This window comes from Allokutzneria albata (genome assembly GCF_900103775.1).
Taxonomy (GTDB): Bacteria; Actinomycetota; Actinomycetes; order Mycobacteriales; family Pseudonocardiaceae; genus Allokutzneria; species Allokutzneria albata.
On record NZ_LT629701.1, the window covers coordinates 2,423,678 to 2,442,157 of the forward strand.

Sequence of the window (18,480 nt, forward strand, 5' to 3'; positions counted from 1 at the left end):
TCGTTTGGCTCACCCCCCGGTGAGGTGACGCCGGAACCACGCGGACAGCCCGGCGTCGACGGCGCGGGCGTGCGGCAGCTGCGGCGCGGGCTCGATGCCGGGCTCGTCGGCGAGCGGGTGCGCCAGCCCGGGGACGGACAGCAGTTCGGCCCGCTCCCCCACCGCGGCGACGAGGCTGTGTGCGTCGGCGCGCAGCGCCGGGTGGTCCAGCTCGCCGCTGACCACCAGCAGCGGAGCGTGGTCGGCGATCGCGTCGGCCTTGGCGACGAAGTCAAGGCTGTCGACGGCCTTCGTGGATTCGGCGTCGTAGGGGTAGTCGCCGGGGAACAGGTCGACGACCGACCGCATCCGGATCGCGCCGTTCACGACGGCGCCCGCGAAGATCGGCACATCGGTCTCGGCGAGGACGCGCAGCGCGACAGCTCCGCCCAAGGAGCCGCCGAGCACTCCGATGGGGCCGTCGTCGACGGGGAGCTGTTCCCGGACCGACGCGAGCGCGGCCGGGAACTCCTCGAACGCCTGCTTGACGAACGCGTGCAGGAACGACATCAGGACGTCCTCGCGGATCAGCTCCAGGCCGGCGTCCATGCTCCCGTTGACCATGCGCGCCCCGCACATCGGCATGCCGAGGTGCACCCGCCACGCGGGCACCTCGTGCAGGGGCAGCGCGGCGGCGAACGCGGCGTCCGATCTCGGCGCGTCCAGCATGTGCCAGGTGACGATCAGCGGCGCGCGGCCACCCGCGGCCGGTGGCAGGGCGGTGAACGGCACGCCCGCGGCCATGCCTGTGATCACTGAGCTCATGCGGCAACGCTAGGACGACGACGGCGCGACCGGCGGTGGTTACGCCACCAGCGGACACCAGCTCGGCACTGCCTCACAGGGGCCCGGTGGCGTAGCAGGGCTTGCAGACGTTGCGGTCGTAGTCCGTCGCGATTTCGAGCAGGCTCCGGCCATCCACGGACGGCAGCAAGGTCGAGCTGTAGTTGGGGCAGTAGTTGTTGGGCGGCGACGGAACGGCCGCCGGAGACGGAGCCGTTGCTCTCTCGCGGCTGTTGGCCGACCATCAGCAGCCGCCCGCCGGAGGTGGCGATCGTCGGCGCGCGGGTGAAGTACTGACCCGTGCGACTTCTGACCATCGTGCCGAGAAGCCTGTCCTACGGAACGGTGCTCGGCCAGATGTACGCGGAGCTGTTCCCGAAGCGCGTCCGCACCATGGTCCTGGACGCCAACGTCGACCACAGCACGACCACCGAAGAGGACATGCTCGTCACGGCTCGCGGGGCGCAGGACTCCTTCGACGAGTTCGTCGCGTGGTGCGCCCGCGAAGCCGAGTGCGCGCTGCACGGCCGCGACGTCCGGGCCCTCTTCGCCGACCTGCGGGCCAAGGCGGAGAAGGGAACCCCCGTCGAGCCCGGCACCACCACCAAGGTCGAGCCCGACCGGCTGACCCACAGCGTCATCACTCCCCTGTCGATCCCGCGCAGGAACGTGACCGCGCAACGGATCGCCAGCTTCACGGGCCTCGGCAAACCGGCAAGCGCCGCCGCTCCCACCGACTCGCCCCCGCCCGCGACCGCGCCGCTGGCGATCGCGATCTCCTGCGCCGACAACCACTACAGCATCAAATCCTCCGAGCAGCTGACCGCGGTGCGCAAGCGGGCTGCGGCGGCCGCGCCGGACGTGGGCAGGGGCTCCTACGGCCAGACGATGCTGTGCCTGGACTGGCCTGGCAAGACCACCAACCCCAACCACCGCACGCACGCGCCGGACGCCCCGCCGATCCTGGTCACCAACTCCAGGCACGACCCGTCGCCCCCGCACGAGTCCGCGGTCAGCGTGGCCTCCCAGCTGCGCAGCGGGGTGCTGGTGACCTACGAAGGCGCCGGCCACGGCGCCTACCGGCGCAGCGACTACATGCAGAACCTGGTCGACCGGTACTTCGTCGACAAAGCCGTCCCGGCGCGCGGCACGACGTGTCCCGCGACCTACGGCAGCCCGGTCGAGCGGTGATTCACATGTGCACCAACGCCTGGACCGGGAGGTGGTCGGAGGGGAACTGGCCACCGCGCGAGTAGGTGTTGATCGCCGCGGCCGGAACGGCCTTGGCACCCCGGGTGAGGATCCAGTCGATCCGGGAACCGTTCGGCACCAGTGGGCGATAGCCGTGGAAGGTGCCGTGCAACGGGGTGCGTCGTTCCGCCGCGGCGGGCCAGGTGTCGGTCATACCAGCGCCGTTCATCAGGATGTCGTAGGCCGGAGTGCCCGGGGCGGCGGTGTTGAAGTCGCCCGTGAGCACCACGGGAAGCCCCGGGGCGAGCGCGTTGATCCGGTCGCGCACGAGTTCCGCGCTGCGCTGCCGCGAGTTCTCCGACTCGTGGTCGAAGTGGGTGTTGACCACCACGAACTCGGTTCCGGTGCGCTTGTCGCCGAACCGGACCCACGTGACCATGCGGATCACGTTGTTGCCCCAGGACTTCGAGCCGATCACGGACGGCGTCGCGGAAAGCCAGTAGTGGTCGAACTCCATCGGCTCCAGCCGCCGGGTGTCGTAGAAGATCGCCATGAACTCGTCGCGGCTGCCACCGGCCCGGCCGACGCCGATCCAGTCGTAGTGTTCCGGCAGGTCGCGCTGGATGTCCTTCAGCTGCCCGTACAGCCCTTCCTGCGTGCCGAGCACGGTCGGCTGCTCGCGGCGCAGCAGCTGCGCCATGACCGGGCGGCGGGCCGCCCACGAGTTCGGTTCAGTGGTCGAGGCGTAGCGCAGGTTGAACGACATGACGTGCAGCGCGTCGCCGCGCGCCGGGCCGATCACCGGGCGCTCGCCCGCCGCGTGCGCGACCGGACTCAGACCGATCAGCGCCGCGCAGACCAGCGCCAACCGCTTCAGCACTCCACGGGACATGGGTTCCTCCGCTCAGCTCGGCTCTTGCCGCGTCGCCATGATCGGCGACAGGATGGCCCGGGTCCATCCAAGACCGTTGATGGAGGGTGGAGTGGTCGGCAAACCGAACCGCCGCATGATCCTGGGTGCCGTGCTCGCCACCACCGTCACCGGCGCGTCGGGCCGGATCACGGTGCGCTCGCCGAACGGCCTGCTGCGGGTGGCCGTCGTCGTGGCGAACGGACGCCTGCGGTATGAGGTCGTGCGCCGTGGCCGCGTCCTGGTGGGCTCCTCCGGGCTCGGGCTCGACCTGGCCGGCCGGCCGTCGTTGACCAGCGGTCTGGTCGTGGAATCCGTTGAGCGCAGGACGATCGACGAGTCCTGGCGCCCGGTGTGGGGCTCCGACGCGGTCATCCGCAACCACGCGGAGGAGTGTGTGCTGCGAACCGTGCAGTCGTCGAGCGGATTGCGGCTGGACGTGGTCGTCCGCGTGTTCGACGACGGCGTCGGTTTCCGCTACCACCTGCCCGCGCAGGCCGGGCTCGGCAGCTACACCGTCACCGCCGAGCGCACCGAGTTCGCTCTGCCGCCGGACGCCACGAGCTGGTCCTTGGCGGCGGGCACCGACTGGAACGCCGACGAACGGCACTACCGGCAGACCCGCTTGTCCGGCGTGCGCACCGCGCAGACCCCGTTCACGCTGGCCACCCAGGACGGTCAGCACATCGTGGTGCACGAGGCGGCGCTGATCGACTACCCGAGCATGACGCTGGCCGCGGACCCCGCTCGGCCGGGCACCTTCACCAGCGAGCTGATCAGTCTTCCCGACGGCACGAAAGCCAAGCTGGCGGGCGAGTTCTCGACGCCGTGGCGCACGCTGACGATCGGCGACCGGCCCGGTGATCTGGCGGAGTCGCACCTCGTCGAGAACCTGAACGACCCGTGCGCGCTCGCCGACACCTCGTGGATCACACCCGGCACGTACGTCGGCGTGTGGTGGGAACTGCAGCGCCGGCACACGACGTGGACCGCGGGGCCCCGGCACGGCGCGACCACCGAGCGCGTCAAGCAGTACATCGACTTCGCCAAGGAAGCGGGCGCGGGCCAGGTGCTCGCCGAGGGCTGGAACACCAACGCGGGCGGTCAGTGGTCCGGCCAGGACTTCCTTACGCCGCAACCGGATTTCGACCTGCCGGAGGTGCTGCGCTACGCGCGGGCCAACGGTATCGGGTTCACCGCGCACAACGAGACGCGCGGTTTCGTCGACCACTACGAACGGAACCTGGACACGATCTTCGCGCGGTACGCCGAGCTCGGCATCCACGCGGTCAAGACCGGATACGCCACCAGGTTCGTGCTCGGCGGGGTGAACCGCAGCCACTTCGACCAGGAGGCCGTGCGGCACTACCAGCGCGTCGTCGACGCCGCCGCACGCAACCGCATCATGATCATCGCGCACGAGGCGATCAAGCCGACCGGGCTGGCCCGCACCTACCCGAACATGATGACCGGCGAGGGCGTGGCCGGAATGGAGCAGCAGCACTACATGGGACCGCTCGGCAACCCGCCGGAGCAGGCCACGATCCTCCCGTTCACCAGGTTCATCGGGGGCCCCGCCGACTACACCCCCGGCGTGCTCGACGTGACGTGGGACCCGGCCCGGCTCGGTACCCGGGTTCAGACGACGTCGGCCGCGCAGCTCGCGCTGTACCCGGTGTTCTTCAGCCCGCTGCAGATGCTGGCCGACACTCCGGAGAACTACCGTTCCCACCCGGGATTCGCCTACCTCGAGGACATGCCCGCCAGCTGGGACGAGAGCCGCTTCCTCGACTGCGTGATCGGCGACTACACGGTCGTCGCCCGCAGGAAGGACGACACGTGGTACCTCGGCGCGATCACCGACGAGCAGGACCGGACGCTGCGGGTGCCCCTGCGGTTCCTCGGATCGGGGCGGTACACCGCCGAGATCTACCGCGATGCCGCGGAGACGAGCTGGCACCACAACCCGCTGCCCATCGAGGTCGAGACCAGGACGGTGCGATCGTCCACTGTGCTCAGTCTGCGCCTGGTCGCCGGTGGCGGCACCGCGATCCGGTTCCGGCCGATGCGCTCCTGATCGGCACCCATCGCGGAAATGGCTGCGCAGGACGCGTCCGTTCGCAGGCATGTTCGACCCGCACTGTGCCGAAGTGGTCGGGGGACTGCATCGGTGCCACTACCCGGGGCTGCAGCGCGTAATGGCCACCTACGATCCCGAGGAGCTTTCACCTTCCCGCAGGCAATCCGTCCACATCGGACTCGTCGAAGGTGAGGAGTTCCATGGCGGTTTCCACGCTGTCCTCGTGCAGCACCTGCCGGACGGCCGTGATGTCGACCATGCGCCCACCGAGGTCGTGCTGGAGCAGGCGCGAGATCGCGGTCGCGTACTTGGCGTTCGAGCCCCGGCCCGGGATGGCGATCGACAGCTCCTCCCGTGCCCGGAAGGTCTGCGCGCCGAGATCGCCGGGCAGCGCCGCGATCGCCTTCTCGTCCGCCGTGATCGGGAGCTTCACCAGTCAGTGCGGTCCTTCCGCGGTCACCTGCTGTTTCCTGCGCTCTTCGGTTTCGTCGTTCGGGCTGCGCCACGGAGACCCCGAGACCACGGCCCCGCAGGACTCCACCGCCTTGACGACGTCCTCGATGGTGGCGGTGAGGGCGGTGTCGGCCTGATCCCAGTCGTAGTAGTCGAGCGCACCGACCTCCGGGCCGGGCACTGCCTTCGACACCACGGTCATCTTGGGCACCTGGCGTACCTGCGGTTCTGGTCATGCGGAGAGCAAGGCGCGCGCGTCACTGAGCGCGTTGTCCTGGAATTCCCGCTGGCGCAGTACTTCCGCGGTGTGCTGCTGCAGCAGGGCAGGACCGGTGTCCGGCTCGTCGAGCACGCGCCTGACGTCCTTGACGCTCGGTCCCGAACCGCGCAGGACGGTGATGAGCATGGCGCGTTCGACCTGGTCGAAGGTGTACGTGCGGTAGCCGGTCGACGAGTCGACCTCCGCGGGAACGAGCAGCCCCTCGGAGTGGTAGTAGCGCAGGGTCTGCGGGGGCAGTTGGCAGACGAAGCTGAAGTCACTGATGGAGAGCATGGGACGAGATTCGCCCTTGCAGTAACTGGAGAGTCGAGAACCATCTCTGTGTCCTGGCTCACATCCGCGGTCCAGTGTGGACAGTGCGTTCGGCGCCGACCTCGCGGAGCCCGGCCGCGGTGCAGCATGATGGGGGTGTGTCCCGATCACCATCGCCCCAGAATCGGGGTGGCAGACCGTCGCGGACCTCGCGCGCGCAGATCCTGGCAGGCGCCCGGAAGATCATCGATCGGGACGGCTGGGAGAAGCTGACCGTCCGGCGGCTGGCCGCCGAGCTCGGTATCGGGGCGCCGACGCTCTACCACCACGTGCGGGACCGCGAGGACCTGCTGATCCAGCTGCTCAACGAGCACGCCGAGCAGACCCTGCGCGGCGAGCTGCCCGAGCGGCCGGTGGAGCGCATCGTCGCGGCGATGACCGCGATCCACGACTCCCTCACCGCCTGGCCCTGGGCGGCCGAGGTCCTCACGGCGGACGGTTTCCTCCGGCGGCTCGGCCACCCCGCGCTGGAGATGGTCGAAGCCGTGGTCGGCGGGGCCGTCGATCACGGCTGCACCCTCGACCATGCCGTCCACGTCTTCCGCAGCGCCTGGTACTACACCGTCGGCGAGATCCTGGTCCGCGCGCGATCCCGCGACACCCCCGCGCACCAGGAAGCCTTCTTCGGCGAGGTCGACACCTCGCGCTTGCCGCGCTTGGCCGAGGTCGGCGACCAGTGGCCGGTGCTCGCCGCGGAGGACACCTATCGCCAGGGTCTTTCCGCGTTCGTCACCGGACTCCTCGCTCAGGCCACGTCGTCCTAGAAGGGTGCGGGTTCGGCGATGGGTTCGAGTTCGGTCTCGATCACCCTGCCACTCGGCGTGGTCCACGCATGCGTCCCGTCCGGCCGGTTCTCGCAGGACCAGTTGGAGTGGGTCTTCATCCGGTGGTGGTGCCTGCACTTCGGTCGCAGGTTGGCGATGGTGGTGTTGGTGCCGTCAAAGGGACAGCAGTGGTCCACGTCGCAGCGGTGGGCGGGTTGGTTGCAGCCGACCATCGTGCACGTGGGATACCGGGCGTTGATGAGTTCCCGTTGCGCCGGGGTGGGCCGGTAGGTGGTGATGTGCTCAGCCATCCCCGTCACCGGGTCAGTCAGGATGCGCTTCCAGATCCCATTCGCCGCCACATCCGCCACGACCTCCGCGGGCAGCGGCCCGTATCCGCCGAGCATGACCGGGTCTGTGGTCAGACCCAGGATGTTGGTGATCGGCATGGTCAAGTTCACACACACCTCCCCCTGCGGCGCCGGAGTGTCCTTCCCCATCAACAAATCCGCCGCGACATCCGACCGCTTCTGATCCAGCGTTCGGTCATCCTTCGGCAACGCCCGCGCGATGCGGTCGATCCGATCGAAAGCCAAGGCCGCGTCGAGGGCAGGCAAAACGACGCGCAGGGAGCACATGCCGTCGTCGAGGTTGAACTTCTCCACCAACCGCTGCTTGCGCTTCTCCTCATGACGCCGCAGGGCTGCTTCGGCGTCGAGCTTGAGGACATACCGCCGGGCATAGCGTTGGCTCGCGGTGTAGTTGTGCGATGCCGCATGCGCGATCAACACGGGTTCGGCGATGGCCTGGTTGGCGGCGTCGAGGACACTGACCTGATCGATGATCATCAACGCCTTGCCCTCGTCGATCCGCCCCTCCGCCAACGCCTCCAACACCACCGGGTGCTCCACCAGCGACATGGCCCGGTCGATGAGCTTGTTGCCCTTGACCTGGGAGACACGCAGCAGCGGCATCAGGACATCCCCCGCGTACTGCTGCACTTGCGGATCCAGGTCGTCATAGAGCTTCATCAGGGTTGAGGCGAAGTCCGCCACCGCACGCCCGATGGCGGCGTAGGCGGCGACGAGGTCGTCTTCGATATCGGCAGGGGCCATACCCCTATTTTGGCGTCTGCAAATAGTGGATCATGGCTCTACGGAGTGAACTTTCCCTTACACACCAACGGTTTCAGTAAACGAAAGCCGGTTCCAGCTGGCGCGAGGTAAGGCTGGGGCGGTCGGCTTTACCTGGGGTGCGCGTGCCATACGCTTCCCGCGAGGGCCGGAGTTTCATCCCGTGCCCCTGAAAGGCCCAGGGGCACGCGCAAGGGGCCCCAGGTCAAGCCGACCCCACGCCGGAACCAGCCACACCCGCTGCAACCAGCCGACCCCACGCCGGAACCAGCCAGCCCCACGCCGGAACCAGCCAACCCCCGCTGCAGCCAGCCACCCCCGCCGGAACCAGCCAACCCCGCTGAAACCAGCCGACCCCACGCTGGTACTGGCGCAAGCCGGAAGCCCACGCCGGGAAACAGCTACCCGCAGAACACCGTCCCCCGCAACGCCTTCAGCGCGTCATCGATCGGATGGTGCTGCGGCTTCCCCGACGCGTCCAGCTCGTTCCACCGCACGAGGTTCATCGCCACGGTCAACTGCCGCCTGCCGTCGGGACTGATCATGGACAGCGTCTCAGCTCCCCAGACCGTGCCGTCGTGGCCCCAGAAGGTGCCGCAGCCGGGGATGGTGAACCTGTGCAGGCCGAGGCCGTAGTCGACCGTCCCGCCGGTCTGGCCGACGACCGGGGTCGTGCGCTGCATCTGCTCCAGCGACGACGGCTTGATGATCTTGCCGTCGAGCAGGAGCCGGTAGAAGCGGTTCACGTCGTCGACGGTCGAGACCAGGCCGGCGCCGGTCGACACCCAGGACATGTTGTAGTCGCTGTAGTCGCGCGGCGGGTCGATGGTGCCGAACAGCGACTCGTACATCTTCGGGTGCGGCCCCTTGATGCGCGGCCCCGCGGGGAACTCGGTGTTGCGCAGCCCGGCGCGCTCGATGACGTTGCGGGTGATGTGCTCCTCCGCCGTCATGCCGCTCACCCGCTCCAGGAGCTGGCCGAGCAGCAGGTAGTTGGTGTTGGAGTAGGTCCCGGGAGTGCTCCCCGGCTCTCCGGCGGGCGGCGCGGTGACGCCCATCTTGATCAGCTCGGCGCGGTGGAACTGCCGGAACCGGTTGTCGTCCAAGCTCTTCGCCGACCCGGGAGCGGGGAAGGACTGGAGCGACGGAAACGCGTACGGCAGGTACTCCGGCAGCCCGCTGGTCTGGTTGAGCAGCATGCGCACGGTGATCCTGCGCCCGCGCTCCCCCGGCACCAGCTGCGGCAGGTAGGTCCCGATCGGCGCGTCGAGCCCGATGCGGCCCTTCTCGACCTCCTGCAGCACGGCGGCGGCGGTGAAGGTCTTGGTGATGCTGCCGACGCGGTGCCGCATCCCGGGGGTGACCGGACGGCCCGTCTCGACGTCGGCGACACCGGACGCGCCGCGCCACGCCCGCTCGCCGTCGCGGACCTCGGCGAACACCCCCGGCACTCCCGCGCGACGGATGGCCTCGACGGCGGACGCCAGCTCACCGTGCTTCGCGTTGCCCGTCATCTCACCCTCCGCCGTGGACGCGGCAGGCGCCGCGACCGCACCGATGCCCAGCAGGGCGGCGCTCGCCCATGCGATCAGTGGGGCTCTCATCGCCCCACGCCTCAGGTTTCGGAACATGTTCGAAAACTAGCACACGCGTCGGCGGTTGAGGACGACGACGGCGGCGAGGATGGTGGCGCAGCCGGCGAGCTGGACCGGCGTGAGGTGATCACCGAGGACGGCGTGCGCGACGACGCAGGTGACCACGACCTCGGCACACGAGAGGACCGCCGCGGCGGAGGCTCCGACGTGGCGCAGCCCGAGCAGGAACGTGAGCGCCGGGACGACGGTCGCCAGCAGCGCCAGGCCGAGCAGCGACATCCCCGCCTGGCCGACCGCGCCCAGGTCCAGATCGCCGCGCACCAGGGTCAGGACGCCGGTCGCGCACGCGGCGCCGGTCATCGCCAAGGCGGTGAACAGGAACGGATCGACGCGTTCCGACAGCGGCTCGCTGGCGAGGATGAACGTCGTGTAGGTGACCGCCGCGACCAACCCCGCGACGACCCCGGACAGATCGAGGCCGGTGAAGGCGAAGCCCGCGCCGAGCACCAAGGCCAGCCCCGCGAGCACCAAGCCCAAGGCCAGCGCGAAGCCGGAGTTCCACCGCTGCCGCCCGGCCAGAACGGCGACGATCACCACCAACACGGGATAGGTGTAGAGCAGCAGCCCGGCGAGCGAGGAACCCACGCGCACGACCGCGAGCAGGTAGGCCACCGACTGGATCGACCAGCACAGCCCGCCCAGCGCCACCGAGGCGACCAGCGCCGAGCGTGACGCCGCCGGGGGCCGACGCACGGCCACGATCAACCACAACGCCAGCGCCGCAAGCGCGAAACGGAACGCCATGACGGCGATCTCGCTCAACCCGGCGCCGCGAGCCCAGGTCCCGAACAGCGCCAGCAACCCGTACCCGGTGGCGGAAACCAGCATCAGCAGGCTGCCCGCCAGCCGGTTCGCAGTCGCGGTCATCGTCGTCATGCGGCAGAAGCTAGGGACGAGCCTGCCACCGAGCTAGCCTGAAGTTCCGCGCCCATGTACTGGAAATTCCTGGAGCTTGTCGTGGCCAGCCTGCATCAGTTCCGCTGCTTCCTCGCCGCCGCGCGCACCGGGTCCTTCACCGCGGCAGCCGCCGAACTCGGCATGGCGCAACAGTCGGTCTCCGAGCAGGTCCGGCTGCTGGAGCGAACCTGTGGCGTCGCGCTGTTCATCCGCGTCGGCAGGGGCCTGCGCCCGACCGAGGCGGCCCACGCACTGACACCACACGCCGAACGGGCCCTCGCGGCGAGCGAACAAGCGGTCGCGGCGGCGCGCGCGGTGCGGGACCTCCTGACCGGCACTGTCCGGCTCGGTGTCTTCGGCACGATCCGCTACTACGTGGGAGCGGATCTGGTCGCGTCGGTCCTCACCCGCCATCCCGGGCTGCGAGTGGAGATCGTCGGGCAGAACTCCGCGGAGACCGTCGAGCTGATCCGCTCCGGCGCCGTGGAGGCCGGGATCGTCGCACTGCCGGTCGACGACGCGCAGCTGTCGGTCCAGCCCGTGCTGCGCGACGAAGTCCTCTACGTCACCGCCGACGCGGACCGGGCCGCCGGGCCGGTCACCGCCGAACGGCTCGCCGCGGCGCGCCTGGTTCTGCCGTACGCGTCGTGGGCGGAGGCGGACACGACGCGACGGCAGCTGGCCGCGCGGGTGCAGGCCGTCGGCTCACCGCTGCGCACGATCGCCGACGTCGACGACGTGGAGACGACGTTGGAGCTGGCCGCACAGGGGCTCGCGGACACCATCGCCAACCGCGGGATCCTGAGGCGCATGGCCGATCGCGTGCCGCCCAACTTGATCACCGCGACGCTGCGGCCGCGGATGTGGGACAGCTACGCCATCGTGCACCGGCGGCACACCGACCTGTCCCCCGCCACGCGCGCCGTGCTGGAGCTGGCCCTCGACCAGCTCCGCGGAGCGCTCGCCCGGTAGCGATTCCTTTCGCGCCGCACGGTGGTCTGTACGTCCGGAGGGTCGGGGTCGTCCAGGACCCCGGCGGCTTCAACGAGACCGAGCAGGGCGGCTGGGCGCACCGGTTCTTCGACGACGAGGCGCGCGAACGGGCCACCGAGGCGATGCTGGCCGCGGACACTTTCCTGCTGGGGCGCCGCACCTACGAACTGCTCGAACGGCCTGGCGCACCTACGGGGGTTTCGCCGCGGTCCTCCGTGCGGGTCTGCCTCTACCAGATCGCGACCGACGAGCGGCTGCAACCCGTGCCGGACGCGCTGGTCGCCTGCATGGCGGTGATCCGCGACGTCTCGGTGCTCACGTCGGGCCGGAACGGTCGCATCAGCGTGTTCGCGGATCCGGGCCTCGTGGAAAAGCTCGGCCGCTCGCTCCGCCATCGCACCTGTCGATAGCGCCCTGTCTCCCCAGGATTTCGGTAAACCTCACACCACAATGGCAGGCGTGAATGACCTACCGCGCACCGCAAAAGACGAACCAAATCCCCGATCTCCGAGGAGGACAACGGGATTCACGGCACCCTGAAACGGCCACGACTTCCTTCGGGTCCTTCTTCGAAGAGCTTTGCCCTGCACTGGCGCGCGGGTTTTCCGAGGGCGAGGGTGGGGCCTCCCTGCAACCGGCCTCGAAGGATCTCGAGTTGAAAGCACTGCCGACACTGCTCGTCGCCCTCCTGCTCACCGCAACGACCACGGCTTCCGGCTTCGCGACGGAGGACCCGCCGGGGCGGACGCGGTCGTTCTGGATCCACTGGAACGGCACCCCGGTGACCGACGAGAAGCTCGCGGCCGAGGCGAAGAAGCGCGACTACGTCCTGCTCAACGCGTGGGAAGCGAGCTTCGTCCCGAAGTTGAAGGCGGCCAACCCCGCCATCACCGTGCTGGTCTACAAGGACATGTCGTCGACGCGCTCCTACGCGTGCCGCGACGGCAAGGACGACGCCGCCCTCCCGACGGGAGTCGGGTTCTGCCACGCCGACCGGAACCGCCCGGAGTGGTTCCTGACGGGGCCGGACGGCAAGCGGCTGGAGTACTCCGGCTACGCGGGGCACTGGCAGATGGACATCGGTGACCCGGCCTACCAGCGGGAGTGGGCCGAGAACGTCGTCGCGGCCGCGAAAGGCGTCTTCGACGGGGTGCTGATCGACAACGCGCTGTGGAAGTGCGACACCTACCACCCCGGGACGTGCCCGAAGAAGTACCGCGACGACGCCTCGTTCCAGAAGGCGTACACGTCGTTCTTCGCCAACACCCGCTCGGCGTTCACCGCGGCCGGTCTCAAGACCGTGGCCAACGTGAGCAACGCGCGGCTGCACGAGGGCGGCTGGAACGCCTACATGGCCGAGCTCGACGGCGGCTGGGACGAGTGGTGGCTGTCCTTCTCCGACACCGAACAGCTCCCCGACTACGCCCAGGGCTGGCGGCGGCAGGTCCAGCAGATCGCCGACAACGAGGCCGCCGGCAAGATCACGTTGGTGCAGCCGCACTTCTCCAAGACCGCCGTGCGCCCGTTCCGCTACGCGCTCGCCTCCTACTACATGGCGGCGAACAGCGCGAAATCCGCGATCGCGGAGATCGACAAGGTGGACGGCTACGGCAATCCGACCCCGTGGCATCCCGAGTACGACTGGGACCTCGGCGTGCCGTCCGGCCCGTACAGCGCGATCGGCACGAACGTCTACCGCCGCGACTTCAGCTGCGGAGCCGTCGTGGTGAACGCCAACCCGACCGACAGTGCCGCCGTGCAGATTCCCTTGGGCGGCAACCACACCGACGAGACGGGCGCGGAGGTGTCCTCGATCAGCCTTGCCGGTACGTCGGGATCGATCCTGCGCAAACCGTGCCCCGGAACGGCCTGGCTCACGTAGCGGGCCGCCAGGCGGGATCGCGGCCGATGAAGCCCATCAGCCGGTCCTGCGCGGGAGCGTCCTGGGCGACGGGCACGGCGGCGCCGAACTGGCCGCTGTCGCGCAGCATCCGGTCCAGGGGTTCCATGCCCGCCAGCGCGGCCGCGCAGCGCTCCTCGCCGAGATCGGGCTCGCGGCCGAGCGCCTTGGCCAGGTCCCAGCGGTGCATCCAGACATCGGCGGTGTAGAACTGGTCGATCGCCTCGTCAACGGGCTTGTCGCCGGTGTGCGGATTGCTGAGCACCCGCCCGGCGGGGTCGTCCAGGACGGCCTGGATGTCGGCGACGTGCCGCTTCCACGCGGCGACCGGGTCCGCGTCGACGTCCAGCGCGGGCAGCTCGATCCCGGCCCCCCGGAGGAATCCGCGCGACCACTCGACGAGGTGCCTCACCACGTCGAGGGCCGTCCACCCCGCGACCGGGCTGGGCCGTCCCCAGCCGGCCGCGGAGGCGGACTCGACCAGCTCGGTGAACCGGGCCGCGTCGTCGGCGTGCTGCCGGGCAGGACTCGAGGACATCGCCTCCACCTTTCACAACCAAGAGGTTGAAAAGCAAGGTAGGTGGCACCTACGTCGTTGTCAACCCAACGGTTGAGAACCGTCGCCGAGGTCCAGTGGCCGCCACGGGAGGGCCTCGCACCAGCCCGGCCGGTCCGCGACCCAATCGCAGACCACGCGCACGACCTGCTCGAACCCGCGGTCGAAGACGCCGTCCCAGTCGGACTCGCGCAGAACCCACGCCTGGAAGTGATCGGACGGACCGCCTTCGCGGTACTCGACCTGATGGCTCACAACGAAGTTGCACGCCAGGTTCATGTCGGCGAGCAGGTCGTCCGGCCGGATCAGCCGCTGAAGGTCCGCCGCCGGGGCCGGGTCTCGTCGGCGTGACCGAACTGCCTGAGACCGGTTCTCGCGGCGCTCTTCGTGCCCAGGCCGATCGTGGCGTAGATGTCCGGGCGGGCCCGGCGCAGCACCAGGCCCCACACCACCCCGAGCACGGCGACGGCGAGGTAGGCACCCGGGATCCCCCACCGCAACGGCGAATCGGCGCCGACCTCCAGCAGAGTGTCCAAAGTGGACAGCACGAAGGCCAGCGCGAGCAGGCAGCCGGCGCAGGCGAGCGCCGGGACGAGCACACCCGGCCACGTGCGCTTGCGCGCGGGGATGCGGGCGAAGAACACGACGACGGCGACCGCCGTGGTGGCGATGAGCAGCAGGACACCGAGGCTGCCCGCGGTGCTCCAGATGAAGAACAGGTCGCGCACCGGGTCCCCGCCGACCACGGCGTAGCCGATGATCACCGCGCCCGAGACGGCGCTCTGCGCGAGCGAACCGTTCCGGGGCGAGCTGGTGCGCTGCGAGGTCCGCCCGAGCACCGCAGGCAGCAGGCGTTCGCGGCCGAGGGAGAAGGCGTAGCGGGCCGCGGTGTTGTGGAAGGCGATCAGCGCCGCGAGGACTCCGGTGACGTACATCAGCCTGCCGGCGTCGGCCCACCAGCCGCCCAGGTTCGCCGCCGCGAGGCCGAACATCAGGTTGGTGCCCTGACCGCGCGCCGCGTCGGCGATCTGCTCCGGCCCGGTCGCCACGCTCATCGACCAGGAGCCCAGCGCGTAGAGCACGGTCAGCACCCCCAGCGACAGGAAGGTGGCGGTGGGCACCGTCCGCCGCGCGGACCTGGTCTCCTCGCAGAAGACCGCGGTGGTCTCGAACCCCACGAAGCCGAGGATCGCGATGGCGAACAGCGTGCCGGCGCCGGGCGTGAGCAGGCTGGACACGGCGAGGGAGTCGGCGATCGCGGTGCCCTGGGCGGGGTTGGCCAGGTTCGCGGCGCTGTAGACCACGATCACCAGGCACTCCGCGAACATCAGCAGGGCGAGCACCTTGCCGTTGAGGTCGATGTACTGCAGTCCCAGGCAGGCCACGACCGCCCAGCCGGCCAGCGAGTACACCCACCAGGCCAGATCCAGGCCGAACCACGCGCTGAACACCGGCCGGGCGGCGTCGCCGAGCGCGCCGTAGAAGCCGATCTGCAGGGCGCTGTAGGCGATGACCGAGATCCACCCGACGGCGACGCCCAGTGGCCTGCCGAGGCCCTTGCTGACGTAGGCGTTGAACGCGCCCGCGTTGGGCACGCGCGAGGCCATGGCCACGTACCCCACGCAGAACAGCCCCAGCACCGCGCCCATGAGCACGAACCCCAGCGGGATCCCGAGCTGCCGGGTGGTGGCGTAGGCGGTGCTCACCGCCCCGACCAGGATCGTCAGCGGGGCGCCCATGGCGATGGCGAAGTAGGCCACCGCCGAGACACCCAGCCGATTCGCGGCGAGGGCGCTCGCGACGTTCCCGGTTGTGCTGTGCGCCCGGGCATGGGGCATCGAGGACTCCGCAGGGCAGATCGGGACAGGGGAGAACAGCGCGGAGGTTAGCGCAGCCGCACAAGATCAAATATAACTGGAGACCCTCCTGCGGCTCCGCGCGGGGTCCACTGTGGACGTAACCATCCATAGTGGACGGAACTGCGCCGTCGCGCCTGCAGCTCGGCGGAACGGCCGCAACGACCGGCGTGGGGATCGAGTTCGACCCCGGCGACCACCGGTGCCGAGCGCGCCGCGATCTCCTGGTTCTTCGGAAGAACGGGCCGAAGGCCGTCGTGGGCCCGGGTCCACCTGCTCGAAGTCGCTCCCGGTGAGGACGTCGCGTTCCTGCGTTCGCGATACCGGATGGGCGATCAGCGGCGGGGCTTCGTCGAAGTCTTCGCGGCCGACGAGCACCTGCCCGCCTATCGCCCCGACGCGCTCCTGGTTGCCCGGCTGCTGAGGCCGGACCGATCAGGAATCGAGAAGCATCCGCCCCAGCGTGGCACCTAGCGTCGTGACCATGGCGAACATCGAAACCGTCACCCTAGACGTGGCCGACCCCGCGGCCGCGAAGCGCTTCTACAGCACCGCCTTCGGCCTGGACACGCAGGTCCGTCTGCGAGCCTCTGAGGCTCCGGCGACCGGCTTCCGCGGGTTCACGCTCTCCCTCACCGTGTCCCAGCCGTCCACCGTCGACAGCCTTGTCCGTTCCGCCCTGGACGCCGGTGCCACGACGCTGAAGCCCGCCGCGAAGTCGCTCTGGGGCTATGGTGGCGTCGTCCGGGCACCGGACGGCACGATCTGGAAGATCGCGACCTCGGCGAAGAAGGACACCGGCCCCGCGACGCGGGAGATCGACGACATCGTGCTCCTGCTCGGAGCCACGGATGTGGCCGCCAGCAAGCGCTTCTACGTCGACCAGGGCCTGGTCGTGGCGAAGAGCTTCGGCCGCATGTACGTCGAGTTCGCCGACGGTCCGGGTCCGATCAAGCTGGGGCTCTACCGCCGTCGCGCCCTCGCCAAGGCCACCGGCGTCTCCCCGGAGGGCAGCGGGTCACACCGGATCACCATCGGCGGTGGGACGTTCACCGACCCCGATGGGTTCGCCTGGGAAGCCACCGAGTCCGTGCCCGCGTTCTGACGTGCCGCTACGGGTTCTGGGCGAGCCTCGTGCCGATCAACTCGATCAGGTCCAACGCCGCCGCGCGGACAGCGCCATCGACGTCGACAGCCGGGTCGTAAGCGGCGAAAGTCGCGCTGACAACGGGAAAACGCGCGCTGACGGCTTCGACGATGCGCCGGACCTCGGCCGCGTCAGGGCCATCGGGTACCGCGTACTCGTTGGCCGGGCCGACCAGTCGCGAGTCGTGCACGTCGAGGTCGATGTGCAGGTGCACCCGCCGCACTCGCGGGGGAAGGGCAGCCCCGGCCACGTCGTCCGCGGTGGCCGGGAGCAGGCGGATACCGGAGCCGGCCAGCACCGCCCGCTCCTGCGGGGCGAGATCGCGCGCTCCGACGAGCAGCACTTGGTCGTCGGGCACCGGCCGGAACCCGGGAACGGTTCCGGCGAGGGTGGCCCAGCAGCGCCCGGTGAGCACCGACAGGCCCATCCCGTCGACGAAGCCCGAGGTCGTGGTCTCCGGTGTGTTCAGGTCCGCGTGGGCGTCCAGCCACACCACGGCGAGATCATCGTCCGGTGTGGACAGTCCGGACACCACGCCGACGGTCGCGTTGCAGTTGCCGGACAGCACTACCGGCGCGGAGCCCTCCGAGACCGCCTGGCGCACCTGTGCGGCGACGGCCCGCTGGACTTCGAACGCGGTACGGACCTCTTGCGGGAACTCGGGACGGTCCGACTCCACCGTGATCACCTGATCCGCGTCCAGCAGCTCGGCTGCCCCGTGGCGCAGCAGATCGAACGGCCCCGCCCCCATCCGCCGGTCACGGTGGCCGGAGTCGAACGGTGCGAGGACCAGTCGGGCCATCTCCGTCATCCCCTCTGACTGGACTGCGTTCTGCGGGTCTCCAGCGCGGTGAGCAGGAGCTCCAGCCCGAACTCGTACTCGCGGTCGTGATCGCACGATGCCAGGAACGGCGCCGACTCGGCGAGTGCCGGGAACGGGCTCGCGACCAGCTCGGCCCTGCGGTGGGCCACGGCCTCCGGATCGTCGCCGTCGAAGGCTGGACCGGACTCCACCTCGCGCAACACGGTGCCGACCAGGAAAGCCAGAACGGCCCGCAAGGCGTGCACCGCCTCCTCCGCTCCGAAGCCCGCGCCGCGCAGCACGGACAGGGCCGCGTCGGTACCGGCGAGGCTGGCATCGGAGCCGAGCTGACGGGTCAGCACCAGACCCGCCGCGTGCGGGTAGCGGGTCGCGGCGGTGCGGAAGGCGTCCGCGAGGCCGCGGAGGTCGTTCTTCCAGTCGCCGGTCGGCTCGGGCAGGACCATGCCCCGGATCACCAGTTCGGCGATGCCGTCGATGACGGCGTCCTTGTTGGGCACGTGGTTGTAGAGCGACATCGCCTCAACGCCGACCGCGGCCGCGAGCTTGCGCATGCTCAGCCCCTGGACGCCGTTCTCCTCGACCAGGGCCAGTGCGGCGGCCAGGACCTTCTCGCGGGTCACCTTCGCGCGGGCGGGCTTCATCGGGGGGCCTCTCGGTTGACGTACTTACAGTGTAAGTGCTTCCCTTGCACTTACACCGTAAGTCTCC

Annotated in this window: 20 protein-coding genes; 7 read left to right on the forward strand and 13 right to left on the reverse strand. The window is 69.8% G+C overall.

The window, feature by feature from the left end; all coding sequences use genetic code 11:
* Positions 1-9: 9 nt before the first annotated feature.
* A complete protein-coding gene (locus BLT28_RS11070; RefSeq protein ID WP_030433884.1) occupies positions 10-804 on the reverse strand; it encodes an alpha/beta hydrolase family protein in 795 nt (264 codons plus the stop codon).
* Between the two features lie 318 nt (positions 805-1,122).
* Between BLT28_RS11070 and BLT28_RS11075 the strand changes: the two genes are divergently transcribed.
* Positions 1,123-2,013, forward strand: coding sequence for an alpha/beta hydrolase (locus BLT28_RS11075; RefSeq protein ID WP_052408293.1), 891 nt, complete (start codon positions 1,123-1,125; stop codon positions 2,011-2,013).
* Position 2,014: 1 nt separating this feature from the next.
* Here BLT28_RS11075 and BLT28_RS11080 read toward each other — a convergent pair whose 3' ends face one another.
* Entirely contained in the window at positions 2,015-2,905 is an 891-nt protein-coding gene (locus tag BLT28_RS11080) for an endonuclease/exonuclease/phosphatase family protein (RefSeq protein WP_052408294.1), read from the reverse strand.
* Positions 2,906-2,996: 91 nt separating this feature from the next.
* Here BLT28_RS11080 and BLT28_RS11085 point away from each other — a divergent pair, with 91 nt between their 5' ends.
* Complete coding sequence (locus tag BLT28_RS11085) at positions 2,997-5,000, forward strand: glycoside hydrolase family 97 protein (RefSeq protein ID WP_052408295.1); 2,004 nt, start codon at positions 2,997-2,999, stop codon at positions 4,998-5,000.
* A gap of 148 nt (positions 5,001-5,148) precedes the next feature.
* On the opposite strand, the gene BLT28_RS11090 is transcribed toward BLT28_RS11085, so the two are convergent.
* The 3 genes from BLT28_RS11090 to BLT28_RS11100 are packed head-to-tail and all read right to left on the reverse strand — an operon-like array spanning position 5,149 to position 6,009.
* The gene (locus BLT28_RS11090; RefSeq protein WP_052408296.1) at positions 5,149-5,436 is read right to left on the reverse strand and encodes a hypothetical protein; all 288 of its coding nucleotides are present in this window, start codon (positions 5,434-5,436) and stop codon (positions 5,149-5,151) included.
* A gap of 3 nt (positions 5,437-5,439) precedes the next feature.
* Positions 5,440-5,658, reverse strand: coding sequence for a hypothetical protein (locus tag BLT28_RS11095; RefSeq protein WP_156051922.1), 219 nt, complete (start codon positions 5,656-5,658; stop codon positions 5,440-5,442).
* Between the two features lie 30 nt (positions 5,659-5,688).
* Positions 5,689-6,009: a MerR family transcriptional regulator gene (locus BLT28_RS11100; protein ID WP_052408298.1), complete on the reverse strand. Its 321-nt coding sequence runs from the start codon at positions 6,007-6,009 to the stop codon at positions 5,689-5,691.
* Positions 6,010-6,146: 137 nt separating this feature from the next.
* Between BLT28_RS11100 and BLT28_RS11105 the strand changes: the two genes are divergently transcribed.
* Positions 6,147-6,812: a TetR/AcrR family transcriptional regulator gene (locus BLT28_RS11105; protein WP_030433888.1), complete on the forward strand. Its 666-nt coding sequence runs from the start codon at positions 6,147-6,149 to the stop codon at positions 6,810-6,812.
* On the opposite strand, the gene BLT28_RS11110 is transcribed toward BLT28_RS11105, so the two are convergent.
* From BLT28_RS11110 to BLT28_RS11120, 3 genes are all read right to left on the reverse strand, one after another.
* Entirely contained in the window at positions 6,809-7,927 is a 1,119-nt protein-coding gene (locus BLT28_RS11110) for an HNH endonuclease signature motif containing protein (RefSeq protein ID WP_083383715.1), read from the reverse strand. The genes BLT28_RS11105 and BLT28_RS11110 overlap by 4 nt on opposite strands.
* Before the next feature lie 419 nt (positions 7,928-8,346).
* Positions 8,347-9,549: a serine hydrolase domain-containing protein gene (locus BLT28_RS11115; protein ID WP_081900630.1), complete on the reverse strand. Its 1,203-nt coding sequence runs from the start codon at positions 9,547-9,549 to the stop codon at positions 8,347-8,349.
* Positions 9,550-9,585: 36 nt separating this feature from the next.
* Positions 9,586-10,476, reverse strand: a complete 891-nt coding sequence (locus tag BLT28_RS11120) for an EamA family transporter (protein WP_081900629.1) — start codon at positions 10,474-10,476, stop codon at positions 9,586-9,588.
* An 81-nt stretch (positions 10,477-10,557) separates the two neighbouring features.
* Here BLT28_RS11120 and BLT28_RS11125 point away from each other — a divergent pair, with 81 nt between their 5' ends.
* From BLT28_RS11125 to BLT28_RS11135, 3 genes are all read left to right on the forward strand, one after another.
* The gene (locus tag BLT28_RS11125; protein WP_063766666.1) at positions 10,558-11,469 is read left to right on the forward strand and encodes a LysR family transcriptional regulator; all 912 of its coding nucleotides are present in this window, start codon (positions 10,558-10,560) and stop codon (positions 11,467-11,469) included.
* Positions 11,470-11,612: 143 nt separating this feature from the next.
* The gene (locus tag BLT28_RS11130) at positions 11,613-11,900 is read left to right on the forward strand and encodes a hypothetical protein (RefSeq protein ID WP_030432160.1); all 288 of its coding nucleotides are present in this window, start codon (positions 11,613-11,615) and stop codon (positions 11,898-11,900) included.
* Positions 11,901-12,145: 245 nt separating this feature from the next.
* Positions 12,146-13,372: a putative glycoside hydrolase gene (locus BLT28_RS11135; RefSeq protein WP_030432159.1), complete on the forward strand. Its 1,227-nt coding sequence runs from the start codon at positions 12,146-12,148 to the stop codon at positions 13,370-13,372.
* On the opposite strand, the gene BLT28_RS11140 is transcribed toward BLT28_RS11135, so the two are convergent.
* Genes BLT28_RS11140 through BLT28_RS11150 form a run of 3 tightly spaced genes read right to left on the reverse strand, consistent with a single transcriptional unit; the run spans position 13,365 to position 15,784 of the window.
* Entirely contained in the window at positions 13,365-13,928 is a 564-nt protein-coding gene (locus BLT28_RS11140) for a maleylpyruvate isomerase family mycothiol-dependent enzyme (protein ID WP_030432158.1), read from the reverse strand. The two genes, BLT28_RS11135 and BLT28_RS11140, sit on opposite strands and share 8 nt — an antisense overlap.
* 60 nt (positions 13,929-13,988) lie before the next feature.
* Positions 13,989-14,201, reverse strand: a complete 213-nt coding sequence (locus tag BLT28_RS11145) for a hypothetical protein (protein ID WP_231950745.1) — start codon at positions 14,199-14,201, stop codon at positions 13,989-13,991.
* Between the two features lie 50 nt (positions 14,202-14,251).
* Positions 14,252-15,784, reverse strand: coding sequence for an APC family permease (locus BLT28_RS11150; protein ID WP_052407858.1), 1,533 nt, complete (start codon positions 15,782-15,784; stop codon positions 14,252-14,254).
* Between the two features lie 502 nt (positions 15,785-16,286).
* Here BLT28_RS11150 and BLT28_RS11155 point away from each other — a divergent pair.
* On the forward strand, positions 16,287-16,907 hold the full coding sequence (locus BLT28_RS11155; RefSeq protein WP_030432155.1) for a VOC family protein: 621 nt from the start codon (positions 16,287-16,289) through the stop codon (positions 16,905-16,907).
* Positions 16,908-16,914: 7 nt separating this feature from the next.
* Here the strand turns inward: BLT28_RS11155 and BLT28_RS11160 are convergent, their stop codons facing one another.
* Positions 16,915-17,751 (reverse strand): arginase family protein, encoded by an 837-nt coding sequence (locus BLT28_RS11160; protein WP_162184905.1) that lies wholly within the window; start codon positions 17,749-17,751, stop codon positions 16,915-16,917.
* Positions 17,752-17,756: 5 nt separating this feature from the next.
* Positions 17,757-18,413 (reverse strand): TetR/AcrR family transcriptional regulator C-terminal domain-containing protein, encoded by a 657-nt coding sequence (locus tag BLT28_RS11165; protein ID WP_156051444.1) that lies wholly within the window; start codon positions 18,411-18,413, stop codon positions 17,757-17,759.
* Positions 18,414-18,480: the final 67 nt, after the last annotated feature.

Coding starts and splice junctions, on each gene's coding strand:
- BLT28_RS11070 (WP_030433884.1), bottom strand. CDS start 804: ATGAGCTCAGTGATCACAGGCATGGCCGCGGGCGTGCCGTTCACCGCC.
- BLT28_RS11080 (WP_052408294.1), bottom strand. CDS start 2,905: ATGTCCCGTGGAGTGCTGAAGCGGTTGGCGCTGGTCTGCGCGGCGCTG.
- BLT28_RS11095 (WP_156051922.1), bottom strand. CDS start 5,658: ATGACCGTGGTGTCGAAGGCAGTGCCCGGCCCGGAGGTCGGTGCGCTC.
- BLT28_RS11100 (WP_052408298.1), bottom strand. CDS start 6,009: ATGCTCTCCATCAGTGACTTCAGCTTCGTCTGCCAACTGCCCCCGCAG.
- BLT28_RS11110 (WP_083383715.1), bottom strand. CDS start 7,927: ATGGCCCCTGCCGATATCGAAGACGACCTCGTCGCCGCCTACGCCGCC.
- BLT28_RS11115 (WP_081900630.1), bottom strand. CDS start 9,549: ATGAGAGCCCCACTGATCGCATGGGCGAGCGCCGCCCTGCTGGGCATC.
- BLT28_RS11120 (WP_081900629.1), bottom strand. CDS start 10,476: ATGACGACGATGACCGCGACTGCGAACCGGCTGGCGGGCAGCCTGCTG.
- BLT28_RS11130 (WP_030432160.1), top strand. CDS start 11,613: ATGCTGGCCGCGGACACTTTCCTGCTGGGGCGCCGCACCTACGAACTG.
- BLT28_RS11140 (WP_030432158.1), bottom strand. CDS start 13,928: ATGTCCTCGAGTCCTGCCCGGCAGCACGCCGACGACGCGGCCCGGTTC.
- BLT28_RS11150 (WP_052407858.1), bottom strand. CDS start 15,784: ATGCCCCATGCCCGGGCGCACAGCACAACCGGGAACGTCGCGAGCGCC.
- BLT28_RS11155 (WP_030432155.1), top strand. CDS start 16,287: ATGGCGAACATCGAAACCGTCACCCTAGACGTGGCCGACCCCGCGGCC.
- BLT28_RS11160 (WP_162184905.1), bottom strand. CDS start 17,751: ATGGCCCGACTGGTCCTCGCACCGTTCGACTCCGGCCACCGTGACCGG.
- BLT28_RS11165 (WP_156051444.1), bottom strand. CDS start 18,413: ATGAAGCCCGCCCGCGCGAAGGTGACCCGCGAGAAGGTCCTGGCCGCC.